This is a genomic window from Photobacterium chitinilyticum, from assembly GCF_004104355.1.
Lineage (GTDB): Bacteria > Pseudomonadota > Gammaproteobacteria > Enterobacterales > Vibrionaceae > Photobacterium > Photobacterium chitinilyticum.
On the sequence record NZ_RJLM01000008.1, the window covers coordinates 37,446 to 54,312 of the forward strand.

The 16,867-nt window shown below is 48.1% G+C and carries 15 protein-coding genes; 6 read left to right on the top strand and 9 right to left on the bottom strand.

Features of this window, described 5'->3' with window-relative positions:
• Positions 1-5: 5 nt before the first annotated feature.
• From EDI28_RS17745 to EDI28_RS17775, 6 genes are all read right to left on the bottom strand, one after another.
• Positions 6-1,658, bottom strand: coding sequence for an acetaldehyde dehydrogenase (acetylating) (locus EDI28_RS17745; RefSeq protein WP_199287458.1), 1,653 nt, complete (start codon positions 1,656-1,658; stop codon positions 6-8).
• A 100-nt stretch (positions 1,659-1,758) separates the two neighbouring features.
• The gene (locus EDI28_RS17750) at positions 1,759-2,037 is read right to left on the bottom strand and encodes a BMC domain-containing protein (RefSeq protein WP_128785233.1); all 279 of its coding nucleotides are present in this window, start codon (positions 2,035-2,037) and stop codon (positions 1,759-1,761) included.
• Between the two features lie 12 nt (positions 2,038-2,049).
• On the bottom strand, positions 2,050-2,334 hold the full coding sequence (locus EDI28_RS17755) for a BMC domain-containing protein (RefSeq protein WP_128785234.1): 285 nt from the start codon (positions 2,332-2,334) through the stop codon (positions 2,050-2,052).
• A 24-nt stretch (positions 2,335-2,358) separates the two neighbouring features.
• Positions 2,359-2,637 carry a BMC domain-containing protein gene (locus EDI28_RS17760; RefSeq protein WP_015670698.1) on the bottom strand — a complete coding sequence of 93 codons (279 nt, stop codon included), beginning with the start codon at positions 2,635-2,637 and terminating at the stop codon, positions 2,359-2,361.
• Between the two features lie 746 nt (positions 2,638-3,383).
• The gene (locus EDI28_RS17770; protein ID WP_128785236.1) at positions 3,384-3,893 is read right to left on the bottom strand and encodes a FidL-like protein; all 510 of its coding nucleotides are present in this window, start codon (positions 3,891-3,893) and stop codon (positions 3,384-3,386) included.
• A 2-nt stretch (positions 3,894-3,895) separates the two neighbouring features.
• Positions 3,896-4,708, bottom strand: coding sequence for a transcriptional regulator (locus EDI28_RS17775; protein WP_128785237.1), 813 nt, complete (start codon positions 4,706-4,708; stop codon positions 3,896-3,898).
• A 1,071-nt stretch (positions 4,709-5,779) separates the two neighbouring features.
• Between EDI28_RS17775 and EDI28_RS17780 the strand changes: the two genes are divergently transcribed.
• Together EDI28_RS17780 and yjjX are read left to right on the top strand one after the other, a co-directional pair.
• Entirely contained in the window at positions 5,780-6,418 is a 639-nt protein-coding gene (locus tag EDI28_RS17780; RefSeq protein WP_128785238.1) for a helix-turn-helix domain-containing protein, read from the top strand.
• Between the two features lie 68 nt (positions 6,419-6,486).
• Complete coding sequence (gene yjjX, locus EDI28_RS17785; protein WP_128785239.1) at positions 6,487-7,008, top strand: inosine/xanthosine triphosphatase; 522 nt, start codon at positions 6,487-6,489, stop codon at positions 7,006-7,008.
• Between the two features lie 89 nt (positions 7,009-7,097).
• Here the strand turns inward: yjjX and trpR are convergent, their stop codons facing one another.
• Both trpR and sltY read right to left on the bottom strand, forming a co-directional pair.
• Positions 7,098-7,421 carry a trp operon repressor gene (trpR, locus tag EDI28_RS17790; protein WP_128785240.1) on the bottom strand — a complete coding sequence of 108 codons (324 nt, stop codon included), beginning with the start codon at positions 7,419-7,421 and terminating at the stop codon, positions 7,098-7,100.
• 94 nt (positions 7,422-7,515) lie between these two features.
• Positions 7,516-9,447: a murein transglycosylase gene (gene sltY / locus EDI28_RS17795; protein ID WP_128785241.1), complete on the bottom strand. Its 1,932-nt coding sequence runs from the start codon at positions 9,445-9,447 to the stop codon at positions 7,516-7,518.
• A 186-nt stretch (positions 9,448-9,633) separates the two neighbouring features.
• Between sltY and ettA the strand changes: the two genes are divergently transcribed.
• From ettA to EDI28_RS17810, 3 genes are all read left to right on the top strand, one after another.
• Positions 9,634-11,301 (top strand): energy-dependent translational throttle protein EttA, encoded by a 1,668-nt coding sequence (gene ettA / locus EDI28_RS17800; protein ID WP_128785242.1) that lies wholly within the window; start codon positions 9,634-9,636, stop codon positions 11,299-11,301.
• Between the two features lie 174 nt (positions 11,302-11,475).
• Positions 11,476-11,853: a PilZ domain-containing protein gene (locus tag EDI28_RS17805; protein WP_128785243.1), complete on the top strand. Its 378-nt coding sequence runs from the start codon at positions 11,476-11,478 to the stop codon at positions 11,851-11,853.
• A gap of 12 nt (positions 11,854-11,865) precedes the next feature.
• Positions 11,866-12,858: a M23 family metallopeptidase gene (locus EDI28_RS17810; protein ID WP_128785244.1), complete on the top strand. Its 993-nt coding sequence runs from the start codon at positions 11,866-11,868 to the stop codon at positions 12,856-12,858.
• 92 nt (positions 12,859-12,950) lie between these two features.
• On the opposite strand, the gene radA is transcribed toward EDI28_RS17810, so the two are convergent.
• On the bottom strand, positions 12,951-14,339 hold the full coding sequence (radA, locus tag EDI28_RS17815) for a DNA repair protein RadA (RefSeq protein WP_128785245.1): 1,389 nt from the start codon (positions 14,337-14,339) through the stop codon (positions 12,951-12,953).
• A gap of 147 nt (positions 14,340-14,486) precedes the next feature.
• Here radA and EDI28_RS17820 point away from each other — a divergent pair, with 147 nt between their 5' ends.
• Positions 14,487-16,841 (top strand): PilZ domain-containing protein, encoded by a 2,355-nt coding sequence (locus tag EDI28_RS17820; protein ID WP_128785246.1) that lies wholly within the window; start codon positions 14,487-14,489, stop codon positions 16,839-16,841.
• Positions 16,842-16,867: the final 26 nt, after the last annotated feature.

Genomic DNA, 16,867 nt, shown 5'->3' on the forward strand with positions numbered 1-16,867 from the left:
GCCAATTAGGACGCCAAGCGACCCATCACCTTTTTAATGATGCGTTCGACATTCTCTTCGTTAATGTCGTCACAGGCAGGAGCCGGAACACCGCAACCAAAGCGATCGTCTGCCGCAGAGACAGATGCTGCTACAGGTACAGGTGACGGGGCTGTGCTACCGGTAAAACGCGTATCTTCAAAGATGCTGGCGGGCGCATTTGATGCTGTAACCGCCACTGCAGGTGCAGAAGTAATTGGTGCTGACATAACTGATGCTGGTTTCACCGCTTCCGCTACACTTGACTCTGGCTGACGCAGATCATTGATATTGCGAACCCCGTAACCGACCTTGCGTACATTCAGCAAGTTCATCGGACCGACGTTGTCGGAGCTGGAGCCACCACCAAGCGCACCGCAACCTAGGGTCAGTGCAGGGATCAGGTTGGTTGTAGCACCAATGCCGCCCAGTGCTGCCGGCGTGTTGACCAGCATACGGAATACCGGTTTTTCCAGCGCAAACTGACGAACAATGTCTTGGTTCTGGGTGTGGATAACCAGGGTATGACCCATACCTTCGTTCGTTAGCAGTGATACGACGCGATCACAGGCCGAACGCCAGTCTTCCTCGATGTACAGTCCCAGAACAGGACACAGTTTTTCACGCGAGTATGGATTCTGGTGAGACACGCTATCTTGAAGGGAGATCAGTACCTTGATGTGGCCAGGGACAGTAAATCCGGCGAGTTCGGCCAGTGAAATCGCACACTTGCCAACGATAGCAGGGTTGATCATGCCGTTTGGACGAAGCAGGATATTCGCCAACTGTTGTGACTCTTGCTCATTCATGAAGTAAGCGCCCTGAGCCAGCAGCTCCTGGTGCACCTGATCATAAATGCAACGTTCTGCGATGATCGATTGCTCGGACGCACAGATCACGCCGTTATCAAAGGTTTTACTGGTAATAATGTCGCTTACCGCCTGCTTGATATCAGCACTGCGTTCGATGAATGCAGGGCCGTTACCCGGGCCGCCGCTGATGGTCGGAGTGCCAGATGCATAAGCTGCGCGTACCATGCCTTCGCCGCCGGTCGCCAGGATCAGCGACACATCTTTGCTGTGCATGAGCTCTTTGGTTGCTTCCATCGTCAACAGCGTCACCCCGTCAACGATACCGACAGGGGCACCCGCCTCCAGCGCTGCACGTTTCACCAGCTCAATCGCTTTTTGGCTACATGCTTTCGCGTTCGGATGAGGCGAGAAGATAATTGCATTACCGGCTTTTAGCGCGATCAAGGTTTTGTAGAAGATCGTTGACGTCGGGTTAGTTGACGGAACGAGTGCTGCGATCACCCCGAGAGGCACGCCCACTTCCATCACCTTGTTCACAGGATCATCTGAAATAATGCCGATCGTTTTGATTGACTGGATATGCTCGTGCACTTTGGTCGACGCAAAGGTGTTTTTCAGTACCTTGTCCTGCCAACGGCCAAAGCCGGTTTCTTCATGTGCCATTTTCGCTAGTTCTTCAGAATGACGAGCCGCTTCTGTAGCAATATGTGCCACAATGCTGTCGACCTTCTCTTGCGAGAACAACGCAAACTGCGCTTGCGCTTGCTTGGCCTGTTTCAGCAGCTCTCGGGCTGCCTGAATGGATTGTAAATCCTTGTCTAAAGTCATGATCTATAGTCCTTCACTTAACACGTGAAATGAGGAGGAGGATTGCCCTACAGCTAATGGGTAAGGCAAACTCAATCCGACATCTCGCACGGTGGCGACACTAGGCTTTGTGCTGAGACGCAATTTTCTCAATGTCGTTATGTGGGCGTGCAATGATGCGCGATGACACCACTTCGCCAATTTTTTGTGCCGCTTCAATGCCTGATTCAACAGCCGCATTTACCGCACCGACATCACCTTTCACCATGACAGTGACCAGACCGGAGCCAACATTTTCATAACCAATCAGCTCAATATTGGCGGCTTTGCACATGGCATCAGCAGCTTCAATACTTGGAACCAAACCCTTTGTTTCGATAAGACCAAGTGCATCTTTCATAGAACTTTCCTTTTATTCAGTCACTGTGTACTGAGAGACAATTTTCTCAATGTCGCTATGTGGGCGAGCAATCACTAACGAGGTAACCACTTCACCGACGCGTTGCGCCGAATCCACACCTGAATCCACCGCCGCTTTCACCGCACCAACATCGCCTTTCACCATTGCCGTAACCAGGCCAGAACCTACGTTCTCGTAACCGATAAGCTCGACATTGGCGGCTTTACACATGGCGTCTGCCGCTTCGATACACGCAACCAGTCCCTTAGTCTCGATAAGCCCTAAAGCATCACTCATTGTCAGGTCCTCCGTTAAAGACGCTTATGCCTTGTGTTTAATAACGATTTTATTAATATCGTTGTGCGGACGTGCAATGACCAATGACGTCACAACTTCACCGACGCGTTGTGCTGATTCCACACCTGAATCCACGGCAGCTTTTACCGCACCAACATCGCCTTTCACCATTGCCGTAACCAGACCAGAACCTACGTTCTCGTAACCAATAAGCTCGACATTGGCGGCCTTACACATCGCATCAGCAGCTTCCACACATGCGACAAGCCCTTTTGTTTCAATCAAACCTAATGCATCACCCATAACTCTTTCCTCCGTATATAGGTCTCGAATATTCGTTATTGAAAGAAAGGCCTCCAGGCCTTTATGTGGTTTTCTTTTGCGTTTTATTGGCCTGTTCCAACCACGAAAAACACTATATTCCCCAAAACAAACAAATGGCATTAAACTCCAAGAATGTAGGTAACTTAGTTTTTTACTCTGAAATGAGTAGCTATTCATCTAACTGTTTATGTATCAATGCTGTTTTTTATCTTTTAACAACATTGATAATTAGTCTAAATAGACGATCGAACTGAGGCTGAACCACATTAGTGACACTCCTCACAGTAACTCGGTTGATGAGTGCGGATTCAGCCCCATAAAATCAACAAAATGCCTATCGCTATTCAATAAAACACTTGTGATGATTCAAGAAAGTGCATGTTGGAAGATCGGTTTTAGTGTGATTAAGAAATGAAGCAGACTGTGGGGATAAATATCGAGTAGATAGAGAGAGCTGGCAGAATAAAGTCACAACGAAGTTAGATAATAATAAGGAGAGGGAGTTAACGGGTAATAATGAAGCAAATAGGAAGAGGAAGAGGAAGAGGAAGAGGAAGAGGAAGAGGAAGAGGAAGAGGAAGAAAAAAAAGCAGGTGAGTGAATATGTCAAAGCAGCCTTAATTGGCTGCCATGATCCTGTAAATAGCTCAGCGGAAACAACAATACCGCCTCCAGCTCCAAACATCTGGCTGAAATAAGGGGCATCAAGATATGGCTAGCGACAATTATTTATCACTCAGTGCGCAGACAAATAAAGGCGAGTTGATAGAGCTAAGTAATACAGTGTCATAACTTAGCTTCTCCACTTTAATCAGCAATTCATCATGACTATCTGACATTTCACGAATAAAATAATCAAAAAGCACATCAGGAGATTCGTCGATCGACGATTTGGTAGAAGTCCACTTATTCACTTGGTAGTGACGTTCATAGCCAGAAACCCGCTGACTCGTGTAGTCAAACTGCACATAACGCTGCATGTATAGCCAGCCAGCTTTTGAATCTGAATACCCTTCCACGACCAATGAACCTTTACCACGATCCCCAAATCGAAAGTGAACATTTACATTGACGGTTTCTGTTACTGTATCTTCAAAGTGCATAATAGCCCGTGCCGAACAACTCAGTTCACCAGTTTGCGATGGGATCACTTTTGATACGAAGGGTAGCGCGCACAGGAAAAATAAAATCAGCGCGTAGAAAAAAAAAATCTTACCGCTTTTGCGAGTTTGCATTATTACTTCCAAGAATAATAAAAATAGTTATCACAATAGGCGTAGGGGTTATTTTCATTTTCTGCACATCGTGCAATATAGGTTCGCCCTAACCCATTGCTTTGCAATTTGTCCCCATAGTAAAAAATAAATCGCTCGTCTTTCGCACATGACAAGCCAAGCTTGTCTCGCACGGCCTTGAAGTTAGTTTTATATTTTTCTCCCATCGCGTTATTGATCATCAGCTCGGGTGAAAACAGCTCGCACAAGCCACTTTCGACCTCTGTCAAAATCACAATATGAAGAGAACGCTCGGTAACAATGGCTGTCCACAACAAGGCCAGCGCCGCAATAAAGACTGTCGCACTGGCAATCATCCAACGACGCTCCTGCTGCTCAGTTTGCGGAGGCAATTCTTGCACTTTGGTATCTGTTACTACCGGAGGCTCAGATGGCAAGACATCCTTATCACTCGCTTGCTGAAATAATGGATGCAAAGGGTTGCCGTCTATAACTTCAATGGCCAACTCGGAATTAATTTCCAGCCGTCCACGAGGAATTGTTACAATCACATTATCAATACCATAACTGCGAAATGACTTTCTCAGCAGGCTCAAATACTGGTTCAAGTTGCTGTTCGAGGAAACCAGGCCATTATCATCCCATACCTTTTTCATCACTTCATCACGTGTCAACACGCCAGGATGCTGGATCAAAAAGTACAGTAATGCATTGGCAGTAATCGAAAGCTGGGTGTCACTTGTGGCTTGTTCATCAAGCTTTAGCGTGCCATCTATTGCATCGTAATATAGAAACCCATTAATTTTATACTTCATTGGTATAGGCTTATTCCGCTCAAAATGGCCATCATTCCCCCAGACTTGGACTCCCTTTAATGCCAGCTAAATATACAACCGCCAACTATCCTGTATTTACCAGTACATAATAATGCTGTGGATAGTAACAATCGCAGTTTCTAATTGGAGTGGGGAATTAATTGAGGATGAATCATACCGCTGGGTTGAGAAATGGATTTTTGATACAGATCAAAACAATCCGGTCAGACAAGATTGCAGATTCTTATTATGTCTACCAAGTCACATGAAACAAATCCTACAGACTGAAAAACATACCACATTGCCATTTTTCCTATAATGAAATTTATCAAAACCGTTCTTGCAAAGAAGCAGCCCAGAAAGTCTGCTATCGCTTTACCTGATTTTACTTTTTATAATTATTATTATTCCACGCCTACACTTTCATTATTACAACCAGACCGTTACTTTTGTTGTTATTATTGTCAACATAATAAGAACGGTATTATCGTTAGATCATCTATCTAGCGAATAGCCGTGAAGCATCAATCTGTGATGAGCACATCAGCTTCCTCCTGAATAATGAATATACCCAAACAGAATTATTACCGTTCACCCCGGCTATATTTACTACTATCACTAAACCCACAAAGTGCTGATTAAAACACCGCTATCGTAGCTGATAAAAAGGCTGTAAATACCGACGCGCTAATACCCGCCAAAGATCCATTGCAATGACCAATTTTAACCCCGCGCTGTATTAAACTCATCAATAACAATAAAAACAAATTAAATACAATAAGTTACAATTAAAAAACTACGTTCATTTGAATTGTACTGCCTTATATTTTACATAAAGGCCGAACAATCCGCGATCCTGCTTCCAGTTTGATTATTATTCGAAATCTTATTTCGCCATCAGAAATTTGTTCCAATTTTTACCCATCACTACAAATAGGTATATTCCTTTAACGAAATCAATCGCACTTTTTATGCTTCATAGCTTCCTTCTAACTCGTTATCGGTAAAATAGTTTATAACTTTTAAGAATGCCATTTGCATTTAAATTCTGTGAGCAGGAAGCTAGAGATTATGGAATATTTAGAGAGAATTAAGCGATTAGCCAAAATCCAGGGGATCAGCCAAAAGCAACTTGGCGAAGCTTTGGAGCTTCAACAGGGTACAATGAGCCGCAAGCTATCCGGAAAATACGGTATTGAAGTGCGCGAACTTGAAAAAATTGCGCAAACACTAAGTACTTCAATTAGCTACCTGCTTACCGGACAGATAGATACGGGTACTCAGGCGACAACGGCTATCTCCAACGAGTCGGCTCGGGGGTCAACCAGCACCTATATCCCTATCATTCACCGTAAGGATTTCATTTCCTATAGCCAGGGCGGCTCTGTCGATGTTGTTAGCAAACGAGCCATTCCGCAGCATCTGGACCGTGAAGAGTGTCTGGGATTACTGGTCGACAACGAAAACATTGCACAGTGCGCGCCTGTCGGTAGCTACGCCCTAGCAACTCGCAAGGCCTCGTACCGTCCGAAGCAGCCAGTCTTCGCCTCCGTGCGCGGCAGCGAGCCAGACTTCTATCACATGACACAACTGGCTGACGGCGTTGTCTTCTCAACCTCACAGCCTGATTTTCCGAACTTGTTTGTAAATAATGACGAATTCCAAATTCACGGATACATCATTCAGTCTGACTGGGCATACGACCGTTAAAACTAACTCAACAGTTTACGTGACTTCATTCCGACAAGCCGTAAAATAGCCCGAATGGAGGTAACCGTATGTCATCAGTAATCATCGCCTCAGCGAACCCTGCCAAAATATCGGCTGTCGCTGAGGCTTTTTCAACTGCTTTTCCGGAACAAACATTCTCTTTTCAGGGGATAAGTGTCGCCAGTGACGTTCGCGATCAGCCAATGTGTGCTGACGAAACCTTAGCCGGTGCCCGCAATCGAATCACCAATGCCCGTCTCCATACGCCAGATGCCGACTACTATGTCAGCATTGAGGCAGGTATTGATGGTCAGTTCACCTTTGCCTGGATGGTAATAGAAAACGCCAACCAGCGTGGTGAGGCTCGCTCAGCCTCTTTCCCGCTACCGCCAGAGGCCCTGGAGAAAGTCCACCAGGGGGTTGAGCTGGGAGATGTCATGGACGAAATGTTCAACCAGCACAACATTAAGCAACAAGGCGGGGCAATTGCCATGTTAACCAGCCACAAACTCAGCCGCAGTTCGGTATACCAGCAGGCACTCGTTTTGGCCCTGATCCCCTTCATGAACCAGGAGCTCTTCCCGGTTTAATGTCATAGCTCCGAGCACAAATAAAAAACCCTGCCGGTAGTGGCAGGGTTGTTTTCAACGAGTCAGCACGTACAAGCCATGCACTTCGATTAAAGCGCCTTCTTGGCAATCTGCTGTTGCAGTAATTCCGACAACCAGACCTTCGTTGATTCATCATGATGCTTCAACTCATTTGACCCGCGGGTAATGGTCGCAACACCAACCCCTAGCAATTCACTGATCTTACGCTGGCTTCGCTCTCCGTTTAATAGCTCATGAAAAATATTGATCCGGGAAAGCAGTACCGTCCGCTCATCCGGCGTCAGGAGCAACTTCAGCAAGGTATCATCTTTTTGCTCAGTCGCGGCCTGATGCAAAATATCGATCACCTGCTGCCAGTCAGTGAATTCTGGTGTTTCTGGAGTGGAAGACATTTAAACCTCATTGATGAGTACAGTTCTCAGTCTGGATTCTACCGTGTTCTTGGTACGCAACCAAGCTGCTAGCACCAACCACTGACACTAGTCGCTAATACTTGGCTTTCAACTCACTAGGTTTCAGCAGTGCGTTTTTTTTGCCAGTCAGGTCTCCATAGTAGACCTCGAACATCAAAATGTTCTGCACATAGCCCCGGGTTTCGGTAAACGGAATCGCTTCAATAAACTCATAGACATCCAGCTGACCATCCGTTTCCTGTCGCCAGCGGTTTACCCGGCTAGGGCCTGCATTATAAGCAGCAAAAGCAAAAATACGGTTATTGTCGTAGCGCTCCAGCATCATCTTCAGGTATCCGCTCCCCAGGCGAATATTCACACCGGGATCAAACAAGCTTTTCTTGCCCTGGTAGTTACGTCCCAACTTTTTCGCCGTCTCTTTGGCCGTCGTTGGCATCAGCTGCATCAGGCCTCGGGCCCCAACAGGCGATACCGCCTCAGCATTGAGCGCACTTTCCTGACGGGCCAGCGCCATCATAGTCGTTACCGACAAGCCACGCTTTTTACTGAAAAAGTCAAACCACCATTTATGGGCTATGGGGAAGCGCAGTTCGACATAATCCCACAATTGGCCTGAAATCGTTGCCTGCACGGCGAGGTGGTGCCATTTGTTTGCCGCGGCATAGGTGGCGAGCATAACCACTTGGTCATTATCCATTCCATCAAGCAGATAGTGCCATTCTCGGTTTGCAGCAAACAGCTTGTCCAGCGCGATCAACTCCTTGATACGCCGCAGTGCTTGGCCATACTCATAAGTCAGAGTCGTTGACTGCTTAGGCCCCTTGACCGGATAAACGATGTTTTTTTTCAGTACCGTCGCAGCTGCGGCACTGTAGAAGTCTCGCTGACCGAGAATCGAACGGTAAAGCTCCTCGGCAGCTTTCTTCTGCCCCTTCTTGGCCAGCAATTTAGCCTGCCAAAACGTCCAGCGAGTTGTTTTTAGTGCCGCCTTCGGCAGACGCTTAAGCCAGCGCTCTGTTTCTTCCCAGTCAGCCTCTCGGATTGCGACCCGGATACGGCGCTCAAGCAAACGAATACTGCGACTGGTCGACAGTTTCTGGTCTCGCCAGCTAAGTAAATTCTCGTCATCGGTAGAAAATAGCCGACCGGCGGTATAATCAGCCAGACGCTGCCGTTTATCCTTGGAAAAATGCTGACCATCCATAGTCCGCTGGTATTGCTTGACGGCTTCTCTGACATCATCCCTCACCAGGCGCTTGTAGGCCAATACCGTGAGGCTCTGATGAAATGGCGTAACCTTGCTCCGCTTGGCAAAACCCGCTACCCGCTCCGGGCTGTCGTACAGTTCGAGGACCGCCTTCCCTTTCGCTTTGCCGCTACCGCCCAGTTGCTTGTTCAGATATTTGAGGCGGGTACGGTTACCTTCTTCGTAAACCAGCAACATACGATCAAGGATCAGGGTATTGCTTCTCTGTCCCGCTTTCTGCCACTTGCTTAGTAGGGGATCACAGGCGTCACTCAGTGACTTGCCAGTCAACCATAAAGACTCCGCCCCCTGCCAGGCAACCTCTGTATTCCCTAGCTTGCTCTGGGCATAGTAATAGTGGCATTTCAGCACCTCACCACGAGGGGGCATCGGTTGTACCTCGACAAAATTTTGCCAACGCTCAGTATCGGCCAGGTACTCAAGATAGCGGGATTTGATAGTAGTACTAAACGGTAGACTTTTGTACTCGTTGATAAAATCTTCCACCTGCCTGGGTGTTTTCATAAACAACAAGCGAGAAAACTCACGATAGTCCAGATAAGGCGTAAGTACATAATCATCCAGCAGCTCACGCAGCTGAAGATACTCGTCGGTATTGTCCTCTTCCAGAGCGACACCTGCCTGCTCGTACCATTCGCGTTGCTGTTCAAGCGTGGCAGCAAAAGGCGCAGATCCGGCCAAAATACCAGCCGAGATGATAACAACCAAGAATGCCTTACGGATAAAATAGCCAATCACAACACAATCCTATGCTGATCCCCCCAACAGGGTCAGTCGAAACGTCCATCCAATAGATATGCCTAGCACTGCTTTCAGCAGGCTGGTATTTATTCATCTTAAACGCTAATTATGAACAATGCTGTTAAACTTATGTCCAGAACAGGTAAAATACCCTCCCCTTTAAATTAGAGATTGCAAACGGATATGGCTGAATACGTCTATACCATGTCGCGCGTGGGCAAAATTGTTCCGCCTAAGCGTCAAATTCTGAAAGATATTTCCCTAAGTTTTTTCCCTGGTGCCAAGATTGGTGTTCTGGGCTTGAATGGTTCAGGTAAATCGAGTCTGCTCCGCATCATGGCTGGTATCGATACCGATATCGAAGGTGAAGCTCGTCCCCAGAAAGGCTTAAAAGTCGGTTACCTACCGCAGGAACCGGTACTGGATGAAGAAAAAACGGTTCGTGAAATTGTTGAAGAAGCCGTCGCCGATGTTAAAAATGCACTAACCCGACTTGATGCAGTGTATGCGGCCTACGCAGAACCTGACGCTGATTTCGATGTGCTGGCAAAAGAGCAAGGCGAACTAGAAGCCTTAATCGAAACCAAAGACGGCCATAATCTCGAAATGCAACTAGAGCGTGCCGCGGATGCACTGCGCCTTCCTGAATGGGATGCACCAATCAAGTTATTGTCTGGTGGTGAACGTCGCCGTGTTGCTATCTGTCGCCTGCTTCTCGACAAGCCAGACATGCTACTGCTTGATGAGCCAACGAACCACCTGGATGCAGAATCTGTCGCCTGGCTTGAGCACTTCCTGGTTGACTACAGTGGTACTGTGGTCGCGATCACGCACGACCGTTACTTCCTTGATAACGCGGCGGGTTGGATCCTGGAGCTTGACCGCGGTGAAGGTATTCCATGGGAAGGTAACTACACCTCGTGGCTAGAACAGAAAGATGCCCGCCTGAAACAGGAAGCATCTCAGGAACAGGCTCGCCAGAAGACTATCGAGAAAGAGCTGGAGTGGGTGCGTCAGAACCCTAAAGGCCGTCAGGCTAAGTCCAAAGCGCGTATGGCTCGCTTCGAGGAGCTTAACACCAGCGATCACCAGAAACGTAATGAAACCAATGAGCTGTTCATCCCACCAGGTGAGCGCTTGGGTGACAAGGTTGTTGAAGTAAAGAACCTGACTAAATCGTTCGGTGATCGTGTTTTGATTGATGATCTGTCATTCAGCATGCCTAAAGGTGCAATTGTCGGGATCATCGGTCCAAACGGTGCGGGTAAATCCACCCTATTCAAAATGCTGAGCGGTGCCGAGCAGCCAGACTCAGGAACGGTTGAGCTGGGTGAAACGGTCAGCCTTGCTTCTGTGGATCAGTTCCGCGACAGCATGAATGACAACAATACGGTGTACCAGGAGATTTCTGAAGGGGCGGATATTATCCGTATCAACAACTTCGAAATTCAGGCCCGTGCTTACGTCTCTCGCTTTAACTTCAAGGGTAGCGATCAGCAGAAGCGCATTGGTGATCTGTCGGGTGGTGAGCGTAACCGTGTCCACCTCGCCAAGCTGCTTAAAGCCGGCGGCAACGTACTGCTGCTCGATGAACCGACCAATGACCTGGATGTAGAAACCCTGCGTGCACTTGAAGAAGCACTGCTAGAATTCCCAGGTTGTGCAATGGTGATCTCGCACGACCGTTGGTTCCTTGACCGTGTAGCGACCCATATCCTGGACTACCGCGACGAAGGTCAGGTTAGCTTCTTCGAAGGTAACTATACCGAGTACACCGACTGGCTGAAAAAGACCCTTGGTGCCCAGGCCGCTGAGCCTCATCGTATCAAGTACAAGCGTATCGCCAAGTAAAGGCCCTCACGCTCAAAGGCTGCATAATGCAGCCTTTTTTCTTGTCACATTTATTGCAATGTCATTTTTTAACCGATATCACTGCTGATCTAGCACATTTTTGTGATCCTATTCCTGGAGAAATGTCGCATTTCTGATTACACTTAAGTCTCTAATAATCAAAAAAGTATTGTTATGGCTGAACGACGTCACTTTATCCGCATCCTCTACCGGACTCCGGCGAAGCTACAGCAGGCGCAGGAACACTGGTCAGCTGAAGTGTGTGATCTTTCGCTACAAGGAATTCTGCTGACCTGCCCACCGAACTGGACACCCAGCCCGGACAAGTGCTATTCCGTCAGTTTTTGCCTGCATGACTGCGACATCGAACTGAATATGGAAACTCAGTTAGTCCATCACGACAGCGACTACCTGCGAATGCAGATCCTCCATATCGATATCGAAAGCGCCAGCCACCTAAAACGCCTAGTCGAACTCAATATCGGCACGGATGAACTATTACATCGGGAGCTAGAACAACTGGCTGATTTAAAAAAGCACCTTAACGAGTAGTAACCATTCACCATGTCGGAAAATATCTGTATATCGGTCTCTGATCACCGAGGCACCTCCCATTATTTGATAAACCGCTTTAAGAAGCGCTACCTTGCCTTGTCTGTGAGCCTACTGCTGGCCATCATCACTGCCGGTAGCTACAGTGTCTATAACCTATACCAACAAAACTTATTTTCGAACCAAAAGCTTAACCTGCTTAATATTCAGACCGAGCAGCTCACCGCCTCACTATCTGAAGAGAATGCCGCCAATCAGGCGCTGACCCAGGAGCTCGCGGTAAAAAAGGCAGCACTCAATATGCTGACCCAGCGCATCGACGATGTCGAAACCATCCTCGGCCTGCAAACAGGCGACGGTGATGAACTACCGCTGGAACAGCGAGTCGATAGTGCCGCAATCAGCTCTGCGGTCAGAGGGACGCTGTTTCGCTTGCTCCCCAATGGCAGTCCGACACCGGGTATTCGCATGTCTTCAGGTTTTGGTACCCGCGTCCATCCTGTCACCGGCAAGCGCAAGCGCCATCGCGGGCTCGACTTTGCCGCCAATACCGGCACGCCTATCTACGCGCCTGCCGACGGGGTAATTGAAGTCATCCGTCCGAGCAACAAAGGCTCTGGGAACTTTTTAAAGCTCAATCACTCGCTAGGCTTTGCTACCACCTATTCCCATATGAGCAAGTTTAATGTCAAACGCGGCAAGTTTGTTCGCAAGGGTGATCTCCTCGGCTGGTCGGGCAATACGGGCCTATCCACGGGACCACATTTGCATTACGAAATTCGCTTCCTTGGGCGCGCACTTAACCCGCGATCGTTTGTGGAGTGGACTCCGGATAACTTTGAGTCTTTGTTTAAAAAAGAAAAAACCGTGCAATGGGCCTCTCTGCTGGAGATGATCAATAACGTTGTCTCGATGCAGGTACAGCTAACCCATGTACCGCAGCCGCTAAAGCCTATTGAAACGGCAAGCAACCAAGCTCTGACCACAGAACATCGCAAGCTGTGATGCCCATCAGTATTTCTCTGATATAAAAAACGAGAGCCTAGCTCTCGTTTTTTGTCTCATTCATTAATGGGTATCCACCAGAATTCCTTCCCCTACAAAGCAACCCGCTCAAACGCCGTTAGCGCTTCCTGCAAGTCTTCCACCGCGATAATTTCAATACCATTGACCTTTCGGCTGGCATTGGCCTTTGGCACAATAGCGCGAGTAAAACCCTGCTTGGCCGCCTCACGAATACGCTCAATACCATTGGCAGCCGGACGAATGTCGGCATTCAGACCGATTTCGCCGAACACCAGGACATCCTGTGGAATAGGCGCATTTTTGAAACTTGAAAAAATAGCCAGCAACACAGCCAAATCGGCAGAGGTTTCCTCAATCTTGATCCCACCGACACAGTTGACGAAGATATCCATATCAGAGAGCATCACCCCTCCATGACGAGCCAAGACGGCAATCGACATCGCCAGACGATTAGAGTCATAACCCACGGTCAAACGACGGGGATTTTCCGTCACCGAGTTGTTGCACAGCGCCTGCACTTCCACCAGCAATGGGCGCGTCCCCTCCCATAATGTGGTGCATGCCGAACCAGCATGGTTCTTGTTGGAGCGGCTCAAAAAAATAGCCGAAGGGTTTTTCACCTGCTTCATACCCGTTTCCGTCATCGCAAAGAAGCACGACTCGGAATCGGCACCAAAACGGTTTTTCGAGGTCCGTAGCACCCGGAATTTTTCATCCGATGTTGATGACAGGGCAAAAAGGCCATCAACAATATGGATCAGCTGCATTGGGCCGGCGACGTTGGAGTCTTTGTTGATATGACCAACGATAACGAACGTCACACCTTCCGTTTTGGCAAAACGGGTTAGCGCTGCCGCCGACTCTTTCACTTGACTTGGACTACCTGCCGCCGACTCATTATGGGCGACGGTCATCGTCTGGATCGAATCAACAATCACGAACTCCGCTTTCTGCTGGGTCACATGATTAAGTACTTGCTCTACCGATGTTTCTGCCACAACACTGATTTTATCGATATTCGGGGTATTCAGGCGAATAGCCCGCTGCGAAATCTGGTGAATAGACTCTTCGCCCGACACATACAAGGCTGACTTGTCTACTGCCACCGCTCCAATACTCTGCAGCAGCAAGGTCGATTTACCCGCTCCAGGATCACCGCAGAGCAATAAAACAGAGCCCGGTACAATACCACTGCCCAGTACCCGGTCCAGCTCGGAAATTCCAGAGCTAAAACGCGGCAAGTCTTTGCTTTCCACTTCTGACAGCTTCTGAATTTTGGTTACGGCCCCGGCATAGCTACTTACCGCGCCCAGTCCCCCAGAACCAATCGCGGAACGGGTTTTGGGTACGGTAAATTCAGTGATCGTGTTCCAGGCCGCACAGGCACTACACTGCCCCTGCCAGCGAGGAAAATCCGCACCACAGTCACTACACACATAGGCACGTTTTATTTTGGCCATGTTTCACCTTGACTTATTGATCGTTAGCACACTATTTGCTGTTGGAATACTGCAACTGGTACATCCAGCAAGAAATAGTAACAACATACTAAACTTTTGCTGCAAAATGCAGATATTAAACTAAGGACTAATGTATCAGAAAGAGCTATGTTGCTGGACGACTATAAAGGATTGATAGAACAACTCATCCCTGTTTATGACAGTGATGATTTTGACGACGTCTTTCAAATGATAACGCAGGAAACTAATGGCCCGGCTCGACTCCAGATAAAAATGGAGCTAAACCGGATCATGGCGCCCTGCCATCAACTTGTCGATCTTCGCGGTCGGGTCAAGGGAGAATGTCGCCCGTATGAATTACACGGCCAGAGGCACTGGCTGGACGATGTGGCAATCAATACCTACCATAAGCGAATCAAGGCTTATGGCGGTAAGTATCGGGTCGGGCTCTACGAGGCCCTTATGAGTACCCGCAACAATTTCCGAGTCCTTCACCAACAGGAAAGACAGGAAACGAACACCGAAGAGACACCTCAGCGAGATACCCAGTTCGATGCCAATCTTATTCGTTTTGGCCATTATCTAACCCGGGATGAGAACCGTCTTCAAATCACCACCCAGGTTAACCTTGCTTTGCCTTTCAACCAGTCCGTCCATGGCGTTACCTCTGATTTGTCCTATTCTGGCGCCAAATTTAAAGTCCCCTCGGCATTTAAATACAACCTAGGCCAGACAGTCGTCGCCACATTTCCCAAAATGGCCGAGAAATTCAATGACCCACGGCTACTAAACCAAGGGACAAAATATAGAATTCTAGGCATTGATGACAACAAGGAAAACGACAGCTTCAAGTGGTTACGACTTAAAATAACCAGTGACAATAGCGTAATCAAACAGACGATTGATCGTAGCCAACAAGTTTTACAACACCGAACCCGCAAGAATCATGAAGACAAGGTGATCCAGGTTCGAACCAAAGGCTACGAACACTGCTTCCTCAAGCACACCACCAGCATGCCGCTGTTCTTTGCTGGCAATGAACTGAAATATAGCCTGCTAACCGACCATAACCGTCATATCTGGGATAGCTGGCATGATGAGAGAAACCAGCCTGTCATCAACCATCTGCTTTCCAAAGACCGCATGGCCATCCTTGGCAAGGCCGGACTCAAACAATGCAGTACACTGATTTATAGCTTCGTTCACGAACATGACCGCAAGAGCTTTTTCTACTCTGCCGCCCTGCCGGAAATGACCATGGAGCAACGTCACCTGTTCTGGCATGTCGGGGCCTCAAGAAAGAGCTGGCAAGTCACCCGCCTGACGGTACATCCCATCAGTGAAAAAGACTTGGAACGGTTGCAGGACATTGCACCTGAAATGCTTGATCAGTTGAGTAAGCTTACCCATATCGGTATTTTGCAGGATCTCACCAACGAACAAGCCCAGCAAGATTACCGTCTGCCGGTTAAACCCCAATTACCGGGTAAAGCACTCCAGACCTTCCGCCACCCTCGAAATCCGGTCTCTACGGCCAAGGCGATTTACTTTGACCCTAAGCCGCAGCGTAGTGAGTCGCGGTTTAAATTCCAGACTGCAATCGAGCTGCATCACCCTGACTTTCCGCCAATAACCGGTACCACGATTGATTTTTCTATCCGCGGTTTGAATTTGGATATCATCCAGCCTCTCCCGATCAAGCGAGGTGATGAGGTCACTATTAAATTTGTGGATTTACAAAAACTGGATAAAAACGCACCACTCAGTCACGTGCCGTACAAAATCGTGAGGGTCAGTCCGGACTTCAGCAATATCCAGCTCACTACCGGCAGCGGTGATTACGCATTTAGGGGGGAACAGTTCTTGCGCCGCCTGATTAAGCACAACGAGAGCAAGTTTAAAGTCTTGGAAGAAGTTCTCCCGAGTGGCGAGCTGTTATTGGCCATGCACCAGATGCTGCTAACACGCCTTAACTGCATTCCTTACTTTACCGAAAAAGTCGACCACAAGATAAAGATCAAAGCAATTGGCTGTAATTTCCCAATGCCGGCATTGCCGAAACTATTCAATCAGGTCGCCGGAGGAAAGGACTTCTCGCTTGAACCTATTTTCAAAAACCGGCTCAAGAAAATGCTGGCTGAAACCATGCGACCAGTCGAGATCCGCAAGCCCTATATTCATGAACTGTATCTGTCGATCCAACGAAAAGGTAACACAATAAAGCACCTAGATAGCAAACTCATTGATGAGTTCGGCACAGTGGATGAACGGATAAAATTCATCAAAGGGGCCAAAGCGAAAGGGGAATTCATGGCGATTAGGGTAACAGCAGTACCAGTATTGAACCCGATGACCGTCCTGACAGGCATCGAACTCGGTGAACTGGCCCGAATGGCACTGCACCGTGCACGGGCACTGGAAGTAGAGTTTAACTCGCTGATCGGCTGCGGTGAAATATACGATATTACCGATGAAGTGCAGATAAGGCTGGAAATAGGCTAGCTAGACTCCACCCTAGCCCTCCCCTT

Coding starts and splice junctions, on each gene's coding strand:
- EDI28_RS17770 (WP_128785236.1), bottom strand. CDS start 3,893: ATGCAAACTCGCAAAAGCGGTAAGATTTTTTTTTTCTACGCGCTGATT.
- EDI28_RS17745 (WP_199287458.1), bottom strand. CDS start 1,658: ATGACTTTAGACAAGGATTTACAATCCATTCAGGCAGCCCGAGAGCTG.
- ettA (WP_128785242.1), top strand. CDS start 9,634: ATGGCTGAATACGTCTATACCATGTCGCGCGTGGGCAAAATTGTTCCG.
- trpR (WP_128785240.1), bottom strand. CDS start 7,421: ATGTCTTCCACTCCAGAAACACCAGAATTCACTGACTGGCAGCAGGTG.
- radA (WP_128785245.1), bottom strand. CDS start 14,339: ATGGCCAAAATAAAACGTGCCTATGTGTGTAGTGACTGTGGTGCGGAT.
- EDI28_RS17760 (WP_015670698.1), bottom strand. CDS start 2,637: ATGGGTGATGCATTAGGTTTGATTGAAACAAAAGGGCTTGTCGCATGT.
- EDI28_RS17750 (WP_128785233.1), bottom strand. CDS start 2,037: ATGAAAGATGCACTTGGTCTTATCGAAACAAAGGGTTTGGTTCCAAGT.
- EDI28_RS17805 (WP_128785243.1), top strand. CDS start 11,476: ATGGCTGAACGACGTCACTTTATCCGCATCCTCTACCGGACTCCGGCG.
- EDI28_RS17820 (WP_128785246.1), top strand. CDS start 14,487: ATGTTGCTGGACGACTATAAAGGATTGATAGAACAACTCATCCCTGTT.
- EDI28_RS17780 (WP_128785238.1), top strand. CDS start 5,780: ATGGAATATTTAGAGAGAATTAAGCGATTAGCCAAAATCCAGGGGATC.
- EDI28_RS17810 (WP_128785244.1), top strand. CDS start 11,866: ATGTCGGAAAATATCTGTATATCGGTCTCTGATCACCGAGGCACCTCC.
- EDI28_RS17755 (WP_128785234.1), bottom strand. CDS start 2,334: ATGAGTGATGCTTTAGGGCTTATCGAGACTAAGGGACTGGTTGCGTGT.
- yjjX (WP_128785239.1), top strand. CDS start 6,487: ATGTCATCAGTAATCATCGCCTCAGCGAACCCTGCCAAAATATCGGCT.
- EDI28_RS17775 (WP_128785237.1), bottom strand. CDS start 4,708: ATGAAGTATAAAATTAATGGGTTTCTATATTACGATGCAATAGATGGC.